This is a genomic window from Curtobacterium sp. VKM Ac-2865, from assembly GCF_015350905.1.
Taxonomy (GTDB): Bacteria; Actinomycetota; Actinomycetes; order Actinomycetales; family Microbacteriaceae; genus Curtobacterium.
In genome coordinates, this window is sequence record NZ_JADKRZ010000001.1 from 989,079 (window position 1) to 1,003,176 (window position 14,098).

The following is a 14,098-nucleotide window of genomic DNA, read 5'->3' on the forward strand; positions in this document are numbered from 1 at the left end:
CCGATAGTCGAAAGTAGTTAGGCGAACTAGTGACCGGGTGGAATGATCATCTCCAGCGGCACTCGTCGGGAGTGCCTGCAGATCGGAGCGGATCGACATGAGCAGCGCAACACTTGTCCGCCACTCGCAGCGCCACCCGTTCAGCGAGCTGCGTGAGGCTCGCCACCAGCGGGCGCTGCAGATCAGCGCGGTGATCAGCGGCATCGCCGGCGTCACCGCCACCGCGCTCGCCCTCGTCACGATCGGCCTCGGCGCATGATCGTCGACGGCATCACCGACGCCCACCGCGGCACCTGGTCCAAGCTCACCCGCCTGCACACCGCCACCGTCGTGCTGCCGATGCACACGACGCTCATCGACTCCGCCGACGCGCGGCCCGAGGTCCCCGGGGTCTGAGCCCCGCGGCCTCGTCGCCTCAGTCCTTCTTGGCGCGGGACGGCTGCACGCGCGGTGGCTCCCCCGGCATCTTCGGGAAGTCCGGCGGGAACGGCAGCTCACCGAGCCCGTCCTCCAGGTCGCGCTCCCACCACGCCAGGAGCGGTGCGATCGACGCGGGCTCGCCACCCATCGCCTCCCACGGGTCGCCGACGGTCCGGAGCCGTTCCGGCATAGTCAGGATCGTGAACGTGGTCGGGTCGGCGTCGCGGAGTTCCTCCCAGCGCAGCGGCGCGGACACCGACGCGTGCGGCAGGGCACGCGGGCTGTAGGCACCGGCCATCGTCCGGTCGCGGTTCGCCTGGTTGAAGTCGACGAAGACGCGCTCCCCGCGCTCCTCCTTCCACCACGCGGTCGTGACCTGGTCGGGCATCCGGCGCTCGAGCTCCCGCGCGGCGGCGATCACCGCGTGCCGCACGTCGAGGAACTCGTGCTCGGGCTCGATCGGGGCGAAGACGTGCAGCCCGCGGTTGCCGCTCGTCTTGATCCACGCGGTGAGCCCGACCTCGGCCAGGACGTTCCGGAGCTCCTCGGCCGCCGGCACCGCGTCGTGGAAGTCCGTGCCCGGCTGCGGGTCGAGGTCGATGCGGAGCTGGTCCGGGTGGTCGCTGTCCGACGCCGTCGAGGCCCACGGGTGGAACACGACGGTGTTCATCTGCGCTGCCCACACCGCCACCGCCGGCTCGTCGAGCACCAATTGCGGGTGCTTCCGACCACTCGGGTACGTCACCGTCACGGAGCGGACGTAGTCGGGCGCACCCTTCGGCGGGTTCTTCGAGAAGAACTGCTCGCCGTCCACGCCGCCGGGGAACCGCTGCAGCGACAGGGGCCGGTCACCGTTCGCGCGGACGAAGGCGTCACCGACGGTCACGAGGTACTGCGCCAGGTCGAGCTTCGTGATGCCGGCGTCCGGCCAGAGCACCCGGGACGGACTGCTGATCCGGACCTCCCGGTCGCCGTCGGGCCCGGGTACGGTCAGCGTCGTCGCTTCGCTCGCCATGCTGGGGAACCTACTCGGCGCCCTGTGTGCGTCCACACGCGAGCGGGCACGGCAGGATGGGCGGGTGAGCGCGTACATCGGGGTCGACCTGGCCTGGGGGCTCGGCACGGCGACGCGCCGCCCGAACGAGACCGGGCTGGCCGCGCTCGACGACACCGGCCGGGTCCTCGACGCCGGGTGGGCCCGCGGTGTGGACGACGTGACCGCCTGGGTCGCGGCACACCTCGGTCCCCGCACGCTCATCGCGGTCGACGCATCGCTCGTCGTGACGAACCCCACCGGCATCCGCGAGGCCGAACGGCAGGTCGGGCAGCGCTACGGCCGGTGGAAGGTCGCGGCGAACCCGACGAACCTGGCCTCGGCGGCGAGTGCCGGCGCGCAGCTCCTCGACCGGTTGACCGCGCTGGGAGTCACCTACGCCTCGGACACGACCGGCATGCGGGAGCGCACGGGACCCGCGGTGTTCGAGTGCTACCCGTACACGACGCTGGTCGGGGTCGAGAAGCTCGGGTACGACGAGGAACGCCCGCGCTACAAGCGCCTCGACACCGCGCTGCCGGCGCCCACGGCCAGGGCCCGTCGCGCCGTCGCGTTCGACGAGCTCGTGCGACGCCTCCGCGAGACGCCGCTCGAACCGCCCCTGCACCTCGACTCGCACCCCCTGACCGCCGGGCTCGCCGAGCCGTCCGGGATCCACGGTCCGACGCACAAGCACCGGGAGGACCTGCTCGACGGCATCCTGTGCGCCTGGACCGCGGCGTTCTGGGAGCGGCACGGCGATCTGCGGGTGCAGGTGCTGGGAGGTGATCCGAGCCTCCCGTCCGACCCGGTGGACGAGGCGGGACGGATGCCGACGATCGTGACGCCCGCGCGCGCGTCGCAGCGGCGGCCCCGCGGCTAGTCTTGAGCGGTGAGCGCCACCACCGAACCCCTGCGCATCGGGCTGGTCTCGCTGCACACCTCCCCCGGCGACGAACCGGGCTCCGGCGAGGTCGGCGGGATGAACGTCGTGGTCCGCCACCAGGCCGAAGCCCTGGCCGACCGCGGGCACCACGTCGAGATCATCACGCGACGCTCGTCGCCGACGCAGCCGGACTCCGTGTCGCTCGTGCCCGGCGTGTGCCTGCGCTTCCTGTCCGCGGGACCGGCTGAACCCGTGCCGAAGGGCGAACACGACGCCTTCATCGAGCCGTTCCGTCACGAGCTCGCCGCGCTCGGGCCGTTCGACGTCCTGCACTCGCACCACTGGTTCTCCGGTGTCGCCGCCCTGCCCGTCGCCCGCGAGCGGCGCATCCCGCACGTGCAGTCGTTCCACTCCATCGCTGCCGACTCCACGACTCCGCTGTCCGAGGGCGAGCGCGCCGAGTCCGCCGGGCGGATGACCGGCGAGGCGATGCTCGCGCGGGACTCCGACGCCGTCGTCGTGGTGAGCGAGGCCGAGGCCCACACCGTCCGCTCCCGGCTGGGCGGCGAGGCCTCCCGCGTGTGGATCGTGCCGCCGGGGGTCGACGGGTCCGTCTTCCGCCCCGCCGCCGTCGGTGCGCGCCGTCCGACGGCTCCCTACGTCGTGGCGGCCGCGCGTGTCCAGCCACTCAAGGGGCTCGACCTGGCGATCGAGGCGATCGCGGGCATCTCCGAGGAGGCCCGACCGACCCTGGTCATCGCGGGCGACTCCTCGAGCGAGGCGGGCGACCACATGGCCGAACTGCAGGAGCTCGCCGCAGCGCACGGCATCGCCGACCGGGTCACCTTCATCGGGCCGCAGTCGCGCGCCGACCTCGCCCTGGTGTTCCGTGGGGCATCGGCCGTGCTGGTGCCGTCGCACTCGGAGACGTACGGGCTCGTCGCGCTCGAGGGCTCGGCGTCCGGGGTCCCCGTCGTCGCTGCTGCTGCCGGCGGACTCCGCGAGGCCGTCCTCGACGGGGAGACCGGCGTCGTGCTCGAGTCCCGCGACCCGAGCGTCTGGGCCGCCGAGATCGAGCGCATCCTGACCGAGCCGGAGTACGCCCGCGGGCTGTCGGCAGCGGGGCGCGAGCACGCTGAACGCCTCAGCTGGGAGCGGTCCGCCGGCGGGCTCGAAGACGTCTACCGGCGGGTACTCGGGCGTCCCGAGTGAGCCGGCTCGACGGGTTCTGGGACGCGCTCGACGCGGTGCCCGTGTCGTCTGACGCCGAGGCGCTGTACGACGTCGGCACCGCGGACGGGCTGCTCCGACGGGAGAACCTGTCGCGCTACCTCGACGCCGTCGGCCCCGGTGCGGACACGCTGCTCGTCGCGGAGGCACCCGGGTGGCGCGGGATGACGAACACGGGCGTGCCGTTCACGAGCATGCGGGAGCTCGGACCGCAGTACCTCGTGCCGCCGGCGCCGACAGCCCCGTGGGAGGCCTCGTCCCGAGTCGTGCACGCGGCACTCACCGCGTGGCAGGGACCGCTCCCCGTGGCGTGGGCGATCTTCCCGCACCACCCGTTCGTCCCCGGCGACCGTCTGACGAACCGGACGCCGCGTCCGGCCGAGGTCCGCGCCGGAGCGCCGGTCGCGCTCACCCTCATCGCGGAGCTCGGGGTCCGGCGGGTGGTCGCCGTCGGGCGCAAGGCGCAGGGGGCGCTCGCGTCCGCGGGCATCGACGCCGTGGCCGTACGGCACCCGGCGCAGGGCGGGGCGCGGCAGTTCACCGAGCAGGCGCTGGCGCTGTCGCGGACGTAGGCGTGCCCGGGCTCGCCCTGGCGCTGCTCCCGAGGCGGGGGCGTCGGCGCCGGGTCAGGCGGAGCGGACCTCGACGTCCTTCGCGGCGAGGGCGTCCGCCACGTGCGCCGGCAGCCGGGTCGCTGCGTACACGGTGCGGAGTGCGGGAAGGTCGAGCACGTCGTCCCAGTTCTGCGGGTCGAAGCGGTCGTCGGTGCCCTCCCACCCGGGGTGCACGTCCTGCAGCACCTCGAGCGCGGAGTCGACCGTCAGTTCCGTCACCAGGGACAGGTGCGACGGCAGCAGGTCGAGGTCGTCGTAGTACTCGCGGGCGCGGTCGTCCTGGCCCTCGACGTCGACGTCCTCGTCGGTCTCGTCAGCGGTGTCGGCGTCGTAGGGCTCCAGCACGCCCAGGTCGTAGCAGAGCACGTCGAGCACCAGCAGCTTGGCGTTGAAGTCCGCGAACTCGACGGGTTCCTCGGTGGTGTTCGACTCGTCGTCCATGCAGCGGATCGTAGCGGGCTGTCGGCACGTCGTCCGGTTTCGGGCAGGACACGGCCGTGTTGCGATCGAGGGCGAGAACTCTGTGAGACTCGACAGGGAAGCGATCGTCGGGAACAGTGTGTGCATGGCCACCACGAACACCGAACGCCCGTCCACGGAGCAGCCAGCGCTCCGACGGGTCATCGGCCCCAAGCTCCTGCTGCTGTTCATCATCGGGGACATCCTCGGCACGGGCGTCTACGCCCTCACCGGTCAGGTCGCCGCGGAGGTGGGTGGAGCAGCGTGGCTCCCCTTCCTCATCGCGTTCTCCGTCGCCCTGCTCACGGCGTTCTCGTACCTCGAGCTCGTGACGAAGTACCCGCAGACCGCCGGTGCCGCGCTCTACGTGCACAAGGCGTTCGGCGTGCACTTCGTCACGTTCATCGTCACCTTCATCGTGATGTGCTCCGGGATCACCTCGGCGTCGACGGCGTCGCGCGCGTTCGCCGCGAACCTCGGCGTCGGCTTCGGTCTCGAGCTGCCGAACACGGTCGTGATGCTCATCGCGATGGGCTTCATGCTCGCGGTGATGCTCGTGAACTTCCGCGGGGTGAGCGAGAGCGTCAAGACGAACGTCGTGCTGACCCTCGTCGAGCTGAGCGGTCTCGTGATGGTCATCCTCATCGGGTTCTGGGCGATCGCGGGCGGCAACGCAGACTTCTCCCGCGTGGTGATGTTCGAGACGCCCGAGGACAAGAGCCTGCTGCTGTCGATCTCCACCGCGACGTCGCTGGCGTTCTTCGCGATGGTCGGCTTCGAGGACTCGGTGAACATGGCCGAGGAGACCAAGGACCCCTCGCGCATCTTCCCGAAGGTGATGCTCACCGGCCTCGGCATCACCGCCGTGATCTACGTGCTCGTGTCCATCTGCGCCGTCGCCGTCGTGCCGATCGGTGAGCTCGCCGGCAACGAGACCCCGCTGGTCACCGTCGTGCAGACCGCCGCGCCGGACTTCCCGATCGGCAACCTGCTGCCGTTCATCTCGATGTTCGCCGTCGCCAACACCGCTCTGATCAACATGATGATGGCGTCGCGACTGCTGTACGGCATGAGCAAGCAGGGCGTCCTGCCCGGGTTCCTCGCCAAGGTGTCCCCGGCCCGCCGCACGCCGTCCACCGCGATCGTCTTCACCACGCTGATCTCCCTCGCACTCATCGGGTGGGTGTCCCTCAGCCCGGACTCCCCGATCGTGGTCGTGCTCGGCGGCACCACGTCCCTGCTGCTGCTGTCGGTCTTCGCCGTCGTCAACGTCTCGGTCCTGGTGCTGCGCCGTGACAAGGTCGACCACCGGCACTTCAAGGCCGGCGTCGTCATCCCGGCGATCGGGATCGTCACCTGCCTGTGGCTCGTGCTGCCGTTCTCGTCCGGACGTGACATCGAGCAGTACCAGATCGCCGGTGGGCTGCTGGGGCTCGGCATCCTGCTGTGGGCCGTGACGTGGTTCACCCACGGTCGGAAGCAGGCGGGCAAGCCGCCGACGGGCGTGGTCACGGAACCGACGAAGGTCGTGCACCGAGACGGGCACCGCGACTGACCCGTCGACGTAGCTCGTCCGCAGCGCTGCCCCCCCGGACCGGGGCATGTCGAGGGCGGCCGTTCCCAGGCCGCCCTCGTACCCTCGTCCTGGCACCCGGACGGAAGGACCCGAGCATGCGCCGTGTCGGCATCACCCTGGCATCGGTGTTCGGCGCGGGGATCGTCGCGGTCGGCATCGGTGTCGTCGTGCTCGTCGTGATCGCGGTCAACTCGCTCTCCGGCATCGGCAGCTCAGCGTCCACGCCACGGGCCGTGACGTGTCCGGCGGTCGCGTCGAAGACCGTCGGCGGGATCGTCGTGCCCGCGGGCCCGGTCGCCGGGTACTGCCAGGACCGTCTGGTCAACGCCGCGTCGGTGATCCAGGCGGCACGGGCACTCGGCATCGGCTCGCACACCCAGGCCGTCGGGGTGATGACCGCGATCGGTGAGTCGGGGCTGCAGAACCTCGACCACGGGGACACGGTCGGGCCGGACAGCCGCGGCCTCTTCCAGCAGCGGGACAACGGCGCGTGGGGCACGTACGCCGACCGGATGGACCCGTACACGGCCGCGTCGATGTTCTACGCGAAGCTCGTCAAGGTCCCCGGGTGGAAGACGATGACGCCGACCCAGATGGCGCACGCGGTGCAGGTGAACGCCGACCCCGACCACTACGCCCGGTCCTGGCCGGCGGCGAAGGCGATCGTCGAGACCCTGACCGGCGAGACCGTGCCGGACACCGCCCCGCAGGGCTGACGCCCACGGACCAGGCCCCGCTCACGCCGCGGCCCCGGTCACCTCGTCGTCGTCGAGCTCGACCATCGACGCTCCCCCGTCGTGCACCACGACCTGCCCGCGCAGGTGCACGCGGTGCTCGGCGAAGACGCACACCATGGCGTCGACCCACTCCCAGTCGACCGCGGAGAGCTCCGTGGTGGTCGGGCGCTCCCACGCCAGCACCACCTCCTTCGCATCCACCTGCTCGACGAGGTCGGCCACCAGGGCGCCGAAGTCCTCGACGTGCTCGTCGGGTTGGTACGGCAGGTCGGCGATCGGGATCACGAGGCGGATGGGCACGGCGTCGGCGCCGAGGAACAGCACCCAGCACTGTCGGCGGACGGGGCGTTCGAGGAGTGCGACGACGAGGTCCACCACGTCGTCGTCGGTACGGACTGCGGTTCGCTCGAGTCGGTCGAGCACGTCGGTGTCTGGCATGCCTCCACGCTCGCGGACCCCGGCGGCCCGAGCACGCCGACGACGGGAACTGTGGACAACCCACGGAACGACCGGCCCTGTGGGGGAACGGCTCCGCAGTGGAGTCCTAGATCCCCAGCGTCACCGCGCTGTCCACGAGCAACAGCGCCGCGAAGAACACGGCCACGACGGCCACGAGCCCGATCACGGCGACCGGCCACGCCACGCGGCGCCGCACGAGTCGCAGGACGCTGACGACGACGGCCAGCACGACGACGAGGGCGACGACCACCGGGCCCGCGTAGACGACGACCCCGCCGAGGGTCTCGTCGCACCGGTTCCCCGGAGCGGAGCACGAGTGGAACCCGAGCGACAGGAACACGATCCCCCACGCGACGACCAGCCCAGCCGCCGTCGCGACGGTGAGCACGGTGATCGTGGCGACCATGTCGGCGACGCGACGCCTGCCGACCAGGGGCTGGTGAGCCTCCCGTCCGGTCGTCGACCCGGCCGCGTCCGGAGCGGACAGCCGCGTGGCCATCAGCGGCTCCCGCCGGACGGTCGCTGCGCGCCGGAGCGGTGCCGGGACGGCACGTCGCGGAGCGGCAGGACACGGACGGACGAACGCATGCCCCCAGCATGCCCGCCGGGTCCGGAGCCGGTCAGCCCGTGCCCCCGCAACCGGCGTCTCCCGGACAGCTGGCCACGTCGGTATGGTCAGGACATGGCCGCTCGGACCCGAGACCACGAACCCCCCGCAGCCCCGGCATTCGCCGCCGTCGTCCTCGCGGTGATCGCGCTCGTGCTCGGGTGTCTGGTGCCCGCCGAGTCGATCGTCCGGCACTGTGTCCTCGGGGCGGTGTTCGGCCTCGCCGCCCTGGCCAGCGCCTGGCGGGCGATCAGCATCTCGGGACGTCGGCGAGCGCCGCGGGCATGGTCGTGGGTGGCCGTCGTCATCGCCGGCGTGGGGCTCGCGATGCTGCTGTACCAGGTGCTCGAGATCGTCTCCGGCGGAGCGCTGCCGCGGCCGTTCTGGTCTCCGTACGCGACGCACTGAGCGCGCAGGACGGCGCGCAGGAGCGCGGGCACACCGAAGACGAGCAGGACCGAGCACGGACCCCGCCGAAGGTGCATCCTGGCCGGGTGACAACGACGCCGCACCCCACCCTGTTCCGTCGCAAGCCGATCGAGGAGATCGACGACGACACCGGGGGCGAGGGCGGCCTGCAGCGGCACCTCGGGCTGTGGCAGCTCACCGCGATCGGCATCGGCGGGATCATCGGCGCGGGCATCTTCACCCTCGCCGGCACGGTCGCCCACGGCGTCGCGGGTCCGGCCGTGCTCATCTCGTTCCTGGTCGCCGGGGTCGCGAGCGCTGCCGCAGCGCTGTCGTACGCGGAGTTCGCGGGGATGATCCCGAAGGCCGGCAGCGCCTACACGTACGGGTACGCGGTGCTCGGCGAGATCGTCGGCTGGTTCATCGGCTGGGACCTGCTGCTCGAGTACACCGCGATCGTGGCGGTGGTCGCGATCGGCATCTCGGGCTACGTCGGGTTCCTGGTCGGCCAGTTCGGCGTCGACCTGCCCGCGTGGATGCTCGGCGCGCCAGGCACCGGCGACGGGCACGTGGTCGACGTCTTCGCGATCCTGCTCTGCCTGCTGACCGCGTTCGTGCTCACCCGGGGCATCCGGAGCGCCGCACGGTTCGAGTTCGTCGCCGTCGGCATCAAGGTCGCGCTCGTCGTCCTCATCGTCGTGCTCGGGGTGTTCCACATCGACAGCGCCAACTACGACCCGTACTTCCCGTTCGGCTTCGGCGGCGTGATGACCGGTGCCGCGACGGTGTTCTTCGCCGTGTTCGGCTACGACGCGATGTCCACCGCCGCCGAGGAGTCCGTCGACGCCCGGAAGCACATGCCGAAGGCGATCCTGCTGTCCCTCGGCATCTCGATGGTGCTGTACGTCCTCGCCACCATCGTGCTGACCGGCATGCAGAAGTACACCGAGATCGACCCGGCGTCGGGGTTCTCATCGGCGTTCGCGTCGGTCGGGCTCGGCGGGGTGGCGAACGTCATCGCGATCGGGGCGATCGTCGGCATCGTCACGGTGCTCGTGACGTTCATGCTCGGCGCCTCGCGGGTGTGGTTCTCGATGAGCCGCGACGGCCTGATGCCCGCGTGGTTCGCGAAGACCGACCCGAAGCGACACGTGCCGACCCGTGTCACGTGGATCCTCGGCATCGCGGCAGCGGTCCTGGCAGGCGTGCTGCCGATCGGGGTCGTCGCCGAGCTGACGAACATCGGCATCCTGCTGGCCTTCGTCGTGGTCTGCACGGCCGTCGTCGTGCTCCGCTACACCCAGCCGGACCTGCCGCGGCAGTTCAAGCTCCCCCTGATGCCGATCGTGCCGGTCATCGGCGTGATCGCGTCGCTGTGGCTCGTCACGTTCCTGCAGTGGGAGACGTGGGTGCGGTTCGCGGTGTGGTTCGCGATCGGGCTGGGCGTGTACTTCGGGTACTCGCGGAAGCACAGCAAGCTGGCCGAGAAGGCCTGACGCTCAGCGCCGCAGGCACAGCACGCTGGCCGACACGGCCCGACACTCAGCGCCGGTGCTTGCCCTCCGACGCCGTCGGGTCGGCGAGCGGGTGGTTGCGGAACCAGCGCAGCAGCTCGCGGGGACGGCTGTGGTCGGCGCTCTGGTCGCCCTGCGCCAGGAAGCCGCTGAAGCCGTCCGGGGTGCCGTTCTCCTCGGAGCGGTCGAAGGCCATGGACCACTCGGGGAAGCGCCGGGTGTGGATGGACTCCTCGACGAGCAGCGAGACGTCACCGTGGCGCTCGTCCGCGAGGATGCGGGAGTACGTCGCCATCACGGCGTCGTAGGGCCCCTCGAGCAGCTGCATGAAGCGGCCGGCGCGGTGCACGAGCATGCCGGACAGGCCGTCGGCGGTGTTCCGCTCACGCGAGTACGCGAGCACGGCCTCGAGCTCGTCGTCGTCGAACTGCTCGACGGCCGAGCTCATGTAGACCAGTGACTGCAGCATGGTGCTCCTCCCTGACGGACCTCCGTTGAGCCTGCCTCGTCTGCCGCACCAGCGACAGCCCCTGTCCGGGGCTCGTGGCACGATGTGCGTGTGCCTGCTGCCCCGATGATCGACGCCGTCGACGTCATCCGCTTCGTCGGGCCCCAGACCTTCGGCCGCGCGCGGGACCTCGTCCGGCGCGGGCTCGTCGAGGACGCCACGGCGCACGAGGACGGCTCGATCACCGCCACGGTCGCCGGCTCCGCCGACGAGCCCTACGACGTCCACGTCGACACCACCCTCGCCCGCGGTGAGTTCGTCCGCCCCGTCCGGTCCCGCTGCACGTGCCCGATCGGCGGCGAGTGCAAGCACGTCGCCGCAGCCCTGCTCACCATCAACGCACGAGCGGTCGCCGCCCACGCCGGCCCCCGGTCCGAAGCACCGGTCGCGTCCACCACGGACTGGAGGCACGAGGTCGCCCGCCTCGCCGGTGACGCCGACGAGCTGGTCACCTCCGGCACCGCCACCCCGCTCGGCCTGCAGTTCGAGCTGCGCGACGCCGTACCCGCACGCATGGCCGCGCGGGCACGAGCCGCCGGGCGGGCGCTCGCGGCCCCCTCGCGCTCAGTCCGGCTCGGCGTCCGGCCCGTCACCCGGAGCGGCGCCGGCAACTGGGTGCGCGGGCAGCTCACCTGGGGCACGCTCCCCTACTCGATGAACCGGCTCGGGCTCTCCCCCGAGCAGCACGGGTGGTTCCTGCAGTTCGCCGCGCTGCACCGCGCCGGCCAGCTCGCGGGGCTGCCCGGGGAGAGCGACTGGATCCACCTCGACGACTTCCAGAGCCCGCTGCTCTGGCCACTGCTGCGCCAGGCCCCCGGCCTCGGGGTCGCGTTCGTCACCGGGAAGCGCGAGGGCGGGGTGGCCCTCGGGGCCGACGCCCGGGTGCTCCTCGACGTCGCACGGTCCGACGCCGGGCTCGTCATCGGCTCGAGCGCCGTGCTCGACGGCCGTCCGGCAGCCGAGGGTGCCGCACGGCTCATCGGGGACCACGGCGTGTACGTGTTCCGCGAGTCGCCCGAGTTCCACGTCGACCTGGCGCCGACGCCCGACCCCGTGCCCGAGGACCAGCGCCGCATGCTCGTCGAGGGCTCGCGCATCACCGTCCCCACGGACGAGGTCGACGAGTTCCTGGCCGACTGGTCGCCCCGGCTCCGTGGAGCGCTGGGGCTCGTGAGCTCCGACGGGTCGATCGAGCTCCCCGAGCGGACACCGCCAGAGCTCGTGCTCACCGTGACGTTCGAGCCGGCCCGGGCACCGCGGACCGACGACGTCGCACACCTGCAGTGGCGCTGGCACGTCGACGGGCGGAAGGACCCGGTCGCGATGCACGGGCCGCTGCCCGACCTGCGCGCGGTGCTCGCGGCGGACGACGCCGCGCCGACCGACGCCGACGCTCCGGGTGCGGGCGCCGTGGAGCCGGCCACGGTCGGACCGGCGGCCGACGACGCAGCGCAGGTCGAGCCTCCCGTCGGTGCGGACGGCGACCACGTCGCGACCGGACCCGGTGGTGGACTCGACTGGTTCCAGGACGGCACCGTCGAGGGCGCCGACGTCGCGGTGCTGGCGAACGAACTGCTGCCGTCCCTGGCTGACCACGGCGTCCGCGTCGTGGTGCAGGGCGAGCGACTCGACTACGAACGCCTGACCGGGCGACCGCACATCCGCGTCACGACGATGCCGTCGGACAAGCACGACTGGTTCGACCTCGGCATCTTCGTCAGCGTCAACGGCAAGCAGATCCCGTTCACCCCGCTGCTCCGGGCGCTCGCCAAGCGGGACCGGCGGATGAAGCTGATCGACAACTCGTACCTGTCGCTCGCGGACCCCGCCTTCGACCGGCTCAAGGAGCTCATCGAGGAAGCCCGCGATCAGGACGAGTGGGAGCCGTCGCAGACGATGACGGTCACGCCGCTGCAGGCCGGGCTGTGGTCGGAGTTCGACCAGCTCGCCGACGAGACCGACCACGACGCACGCTGGCAGGACATCGCCTCGCGGTTGCTCGACGCCGCCCCGGAGACCGACCTCGCGGTGCCGTCGACCGTGCACGCGGACCTGCGGCCGTACCAGCGGTCCGGGTACGCCTGGCTGTCGTTCCTGGTGGCGCACGGGGTCGGTGGGGTGCTGGCCGACGACATGGGGCTCGGCAAGACCCTGCAGGCGCTCGCGATGATCGCCGACCGGCGTGCGTCGCACCCGGACGACCCGCCCTTCCTCGTCGTCGCACCGACCTCGGTCGTGGGCAACTGGGCGCTCGAAGCTGCCCGGTTCGTCCCGTCGCTCCGGGTCACGACGATCGAGACGACCTCGCTGAAGCACCCCTCGCTCGTCGCAGACGCCGCAGCGGACGCCGACGTCGTCGTGACCTCCTACGCGCTGCTCCGGCTCGACGCCGCGGCGTACACGGAGCAGCGCTGGTCGGCGTTGCTCCTCGACGAGGCCCAGTTCGTGAAGAACCCGCAGTCGCAGACGCACCGGGTGGCCGCCGAGCTGCAGGCACCCGTGAAGATCGCGATCACCGGGACGCCGCTCGAGAACGGCCTCACCGACCTCTGGGCGCTGTTCTCCATCGTCGCGCCCGGGCTGCTGTCGTCGTCGACGAAGTTCGGCGACGACTACGTGAAGCCGCTGGCGTCGCCCGACCTCCGCGGAGACGCCCGCTCCGAGCTCACCGCCCGACTCCGTCGACGGATCCGGCCGCTCATGCTGCGGCGGACGAAGGAGAGCGTGGCGTCCGACCTGCCGCCCAAGCAGGAGCAGGTCGTGCGGGTGACGCTCGACCCCGCGCACCGCGAGGTCTACGAGCGGACGCTGAACCGGGAGCGCCTCAAGGTGCTCGACCTCATCGACGACCTCGACCGCAACCGGATGATCGTGTTCCGCTCGCTGACGCTGCTGCGGATGCTCGCGCTCTCCCCCGCGCTCGTCGCGGACGGCGACACGTCGATCCCCTCGGCGAAGCTCGACCTGCTGCTCGACGAGCTCGAACAGCTCGCGGCCGAGGGTCGTCGTGCGCTCGTGTTCAGTCAGTTCACGTCGTTCCTGCGCCTCGTCGCCACGGCCCTCGACGCGCGTGGCATCGGGTACGACTACCTCGACGGGTCGACCAGGCAGCGCACCAAGGTCATCGACCGCTTCCGGACGGGTACCGCGCCGGCGTTCCTCATCTCGCTCAAGGCCGGCGGGTTCGGGCTCACCCTGACCGAGGCCGACACCGTGTTCGTGCTCGACCCGTGGTGGAACCCCGCTGCGGAGTCGCAGGCCGTCGACCGGACCCACCGCATCGGGCAGACCCGTTCCGTGAACGTCAACCGGCTCATCGCCGAGGACACCATCGAGGAGAAGGTCCTGGCGCTCGCGGCCCGCAAGGCGAAGCTGTTCGCCACGATGATCGACGACGACGCCCTGTTCGCGGACGACCTGACCGCCGAGGACGTGCGCTCCCTGTTCGACTGACGAGCGGCGAGATGCAACATCCCGAGGGTTGGCGGCGGCGGGCCGGCTCGGCCTAGCGTCGGTGCATGCTCCTTCTCGATGCGCCGCCGACCACTCGCTCTGTCCTCGAACCTGACCGCGCCCACGTGGTGCGATCCGCGACCGGAATGTCATCAGTCCTGAGGCTGCCCAACGGCACGGACGTGCCGCTGCTC

Annotated in this window: 15 protein-coding genes; 10 read left to right on the forward strand and 5 right to left on the reverse strand. The window is 71.6% G+C overall.

Translation table 11 applies throughout. The annotated features are described in order from the left end of the window. Positions 1 to 97 precede the first annotated feature (97 nt). Positions 98 to 259 carry a hypothetical protein gene (locus ITJ54_RS04685; RefSeq protein WP_175481348.1) on the forward strand — a complete coding sequence of 54 codons (162 nt, stop codon included), beginning with the start codon at positions 98 to 100 and terminating at the stop codon, positions 257 to 259. Continuing rightward, on the forward strand, positions 256 to 396 hold the full coding sequence (locus tag ITJ54_RS04690) for a hypothetical protein (protein ID WP_194626094.1): 141 nt from the start codon (positions 256 to 258) through the stop codon (positions 394 to 396). Before ITJ54_RS04685 ends, ITJ54_RS04690 begins: the two co-directional genes overlap by 4 nt. A gap of 19 nt (positions 397 to 415) precedes the next feature. Here the strand turns inward: ITJ54_RS04690 and ligD are convergent, their stop codons facing one another. Then, positions 416 to 1,435 (reverse strand): non-homologous end-joining DNA ligase, encoded by a 1,020-nt coding sequence (gene ligD / locus ITJ54_RS04695; RefSeq protein WP_194626095.1) that lies wholly within the window; start codon positions 1,433 to 1,435, stop codon positions 416 to 418. A 64-nt stretch (positions 1,436 to 1,499) separates the two neighbouring features. Between ligD and ITJ54_RS04700 the strand changes: the two genes are divergently transcribed. Genes ITJ54_RS04700 through ITJ54_RS04710 form a run of 3 tightly spaced genes read left to right on the forward strand, consistent with a single transcriptional unit; the run spans position 1,500 to position 4,141 of the window. Then, positions 1,500 to 2,336, forward strand: a complete 837-nt coding sequence (locus tag ITJ54_RS04700; RefSeq protein WP_194626096.1) for a DUF429 domain-containing protein — start codon at positions 1,500 to 1,502, stop codon at positions 2,334 to 2,336. Between the two features lie 9 nt (positions 2,337 to 2,345). After that, positions 2,346 to 3,551: a glycosyltransferase gene (locus ITJ54_RS04705; protein ID WP_194626097.1), complete on the forward strand. Its 1,206-nt coding sequence runs from the start codon at positions 2,346 to 2,348 to the stop codon at positions 3,549 to 3,551. Further along, positions 3,548 to 4,141, forward strand: coding sequence for a uracil-DNA glycosylase (locus ITJ54_RS04710; RefSeq protein WP_194626098.1), 594 nt, complete (start codon positions 3,548 to 3,550; stop codon positions 4,139 to 4,141). The genes ITJ54_RS04705 and ITJ54_RS04710 overlap by 4 nt, the downstream gene beginning before the upstream one ends. Before the next feature lie 54 nt (positions 4,142 to 4,195). Here ITJ54_RS04710 and ITJ54_RS04715 read toward each other — a convergent pair whose 3' ends face one another. Beyond that, the gene (locus ITJ54_RS04715) at positions 4,196 to 4,624 is read right to left on the reverse strand and encodes a DUF6892 domain-containing protein (RefSeq protein WP_194626099.1); all 429 of its coding nucleotides are present in this window, start codon (positions 4,622 to 4,624) and stop codon (positions 4,196 to 4,198) included. A 124-nt stretch (positions 4,625 to 4,748) separates the two neighbouring features. On the opposite strand from ITJ54_RS04715, the gene ITJ54_RS04720 reads away from it, so the two are divergent. Further along, a complete protein-coding gene (locus ITJ54_RS04720; RefSeq protein ID WP_194626100.1) occupies positions 4,749 to 6,197 on the forward strand; it encodes an APC family permease in 1,449 nt (482 codons plus the stop codon). Between the two features lie 116 nt (positions 6,198 to 6,313). Further along, the gene (locus ITJ54_RS04725; RefSeq protein WP_194626101.1) at positions 6,314 to 6,934 is read left to right on the forward strand and encodes a hypothetical protein; all 621 of its coding nucleotides are present in this window, start codon (positions 6,314 to 6,316) and stop codon (positions 6,932 to 6,934) included. Positions 6,935 to 6,955: 21 nt separating this feature from the next. On the opposite strand, the gene ITJ54_RS04730 is transcribed toward ITJ54_RS04725, so the two are convergent. Together ITJ54_RS04730 and ITJ54_RS04735 are read right to left on the reverse strand one after the other, a co-directional pair. Next, positions 6,956 to 7,393 carry a hypothetical protein gene (locus tag ITJ54_RS04730; protein ID WP_194626102.1) on the reverse strand — a complete coding sequence of 146 codons (438 nt, stop codon included), beginning with the start codon at positions 7,391 to 7,393 and terminating at the stop codon, positions 6,956 to 6,958. Positions 7,394 to 7,499: 106 nt separating this feature from the next. Beyond that, complete coding sequence (locus tag ITJ54_RS04735) at positions 7,500 to 7,820, reverse strand: hypothetical protein (RefSeq protein WP_194626103.1); 321 nt, start codon at positions 7,818 to 7,820, stop codon at positions 7,500 to 7,502. 276 nt (positions 7,821 to 8,096) lie between these two features. Here ITJ54_RS04735 and ITJ54_RS04740 point away from each other — a divergent pair, with 276 nt between their 5' ends. Together ITJ54_RS04740 and ITJ54_RS04745 are read left to right on the forward strand one after the other, a co-directional pair. After that, positions 8,097 to 8,429, forward strand: a complete 333-nt coding sequence (locus tag ITJ54_RS04740; protein ID WP_194626104.1) for a hypothetical protein — start codon at positions 8,097 to 8,099, stop codon at positions 8,427 to 8,429. An 86-nt stretch (positions 8,430 to 8,515) separates the two neighbouring features. Beyond that, complete coding sequence (locus ITJ54_RS04745; protein ID WP_323741594.1) at positions 8,516 to 9,925, forward strand: amino acid permease; 1,410 nt, start codon at positions 8,516 to 8,518, stop codon at positions 9,923 to 9,925. A gap of 46 nt (positions 9,926 to 9,971) precedes the next feature. On the opposite strand, the gene ITJ54_RS04750 is transcribed toward ITJ54_RS04745, so the two are convergent. Beyond that, positions 9,972 to 10,412 carry a BLUF domain-containing protein gene (locus ITJ54_RS04750; protein ID WP_228508221.1) on the reverse strand — a complete coding sequence of 147 codons (441 nt, stop codon included), beginning with the start codon at positions 10,410 to 10,412 and terminating at the stop codon, positions 9,972 to 9,974. Positions 10,413 to 10,502: 90 nt separating this feature from the next. Here ITJ54_RS04750 and ITJ54_RS04755 point away from each other — a divergent pair, with 90 nt between their 5' ends. Further along, the gene (locus ITJ54_RS04755; protein WP_194626105.1) at positions 10,503 to 13,904 is read left to right on the forward strand and encodes an SNF2-related protein; all 3,402 of its coding nucleotides are present in this window, start codon (positions 10,503 to 10,505) and stop codon (positions 13,902 to 13,904) included. The last annotated feature ends 194 nt before the right edge of the window (positions 13,905 to 14,098 follow it).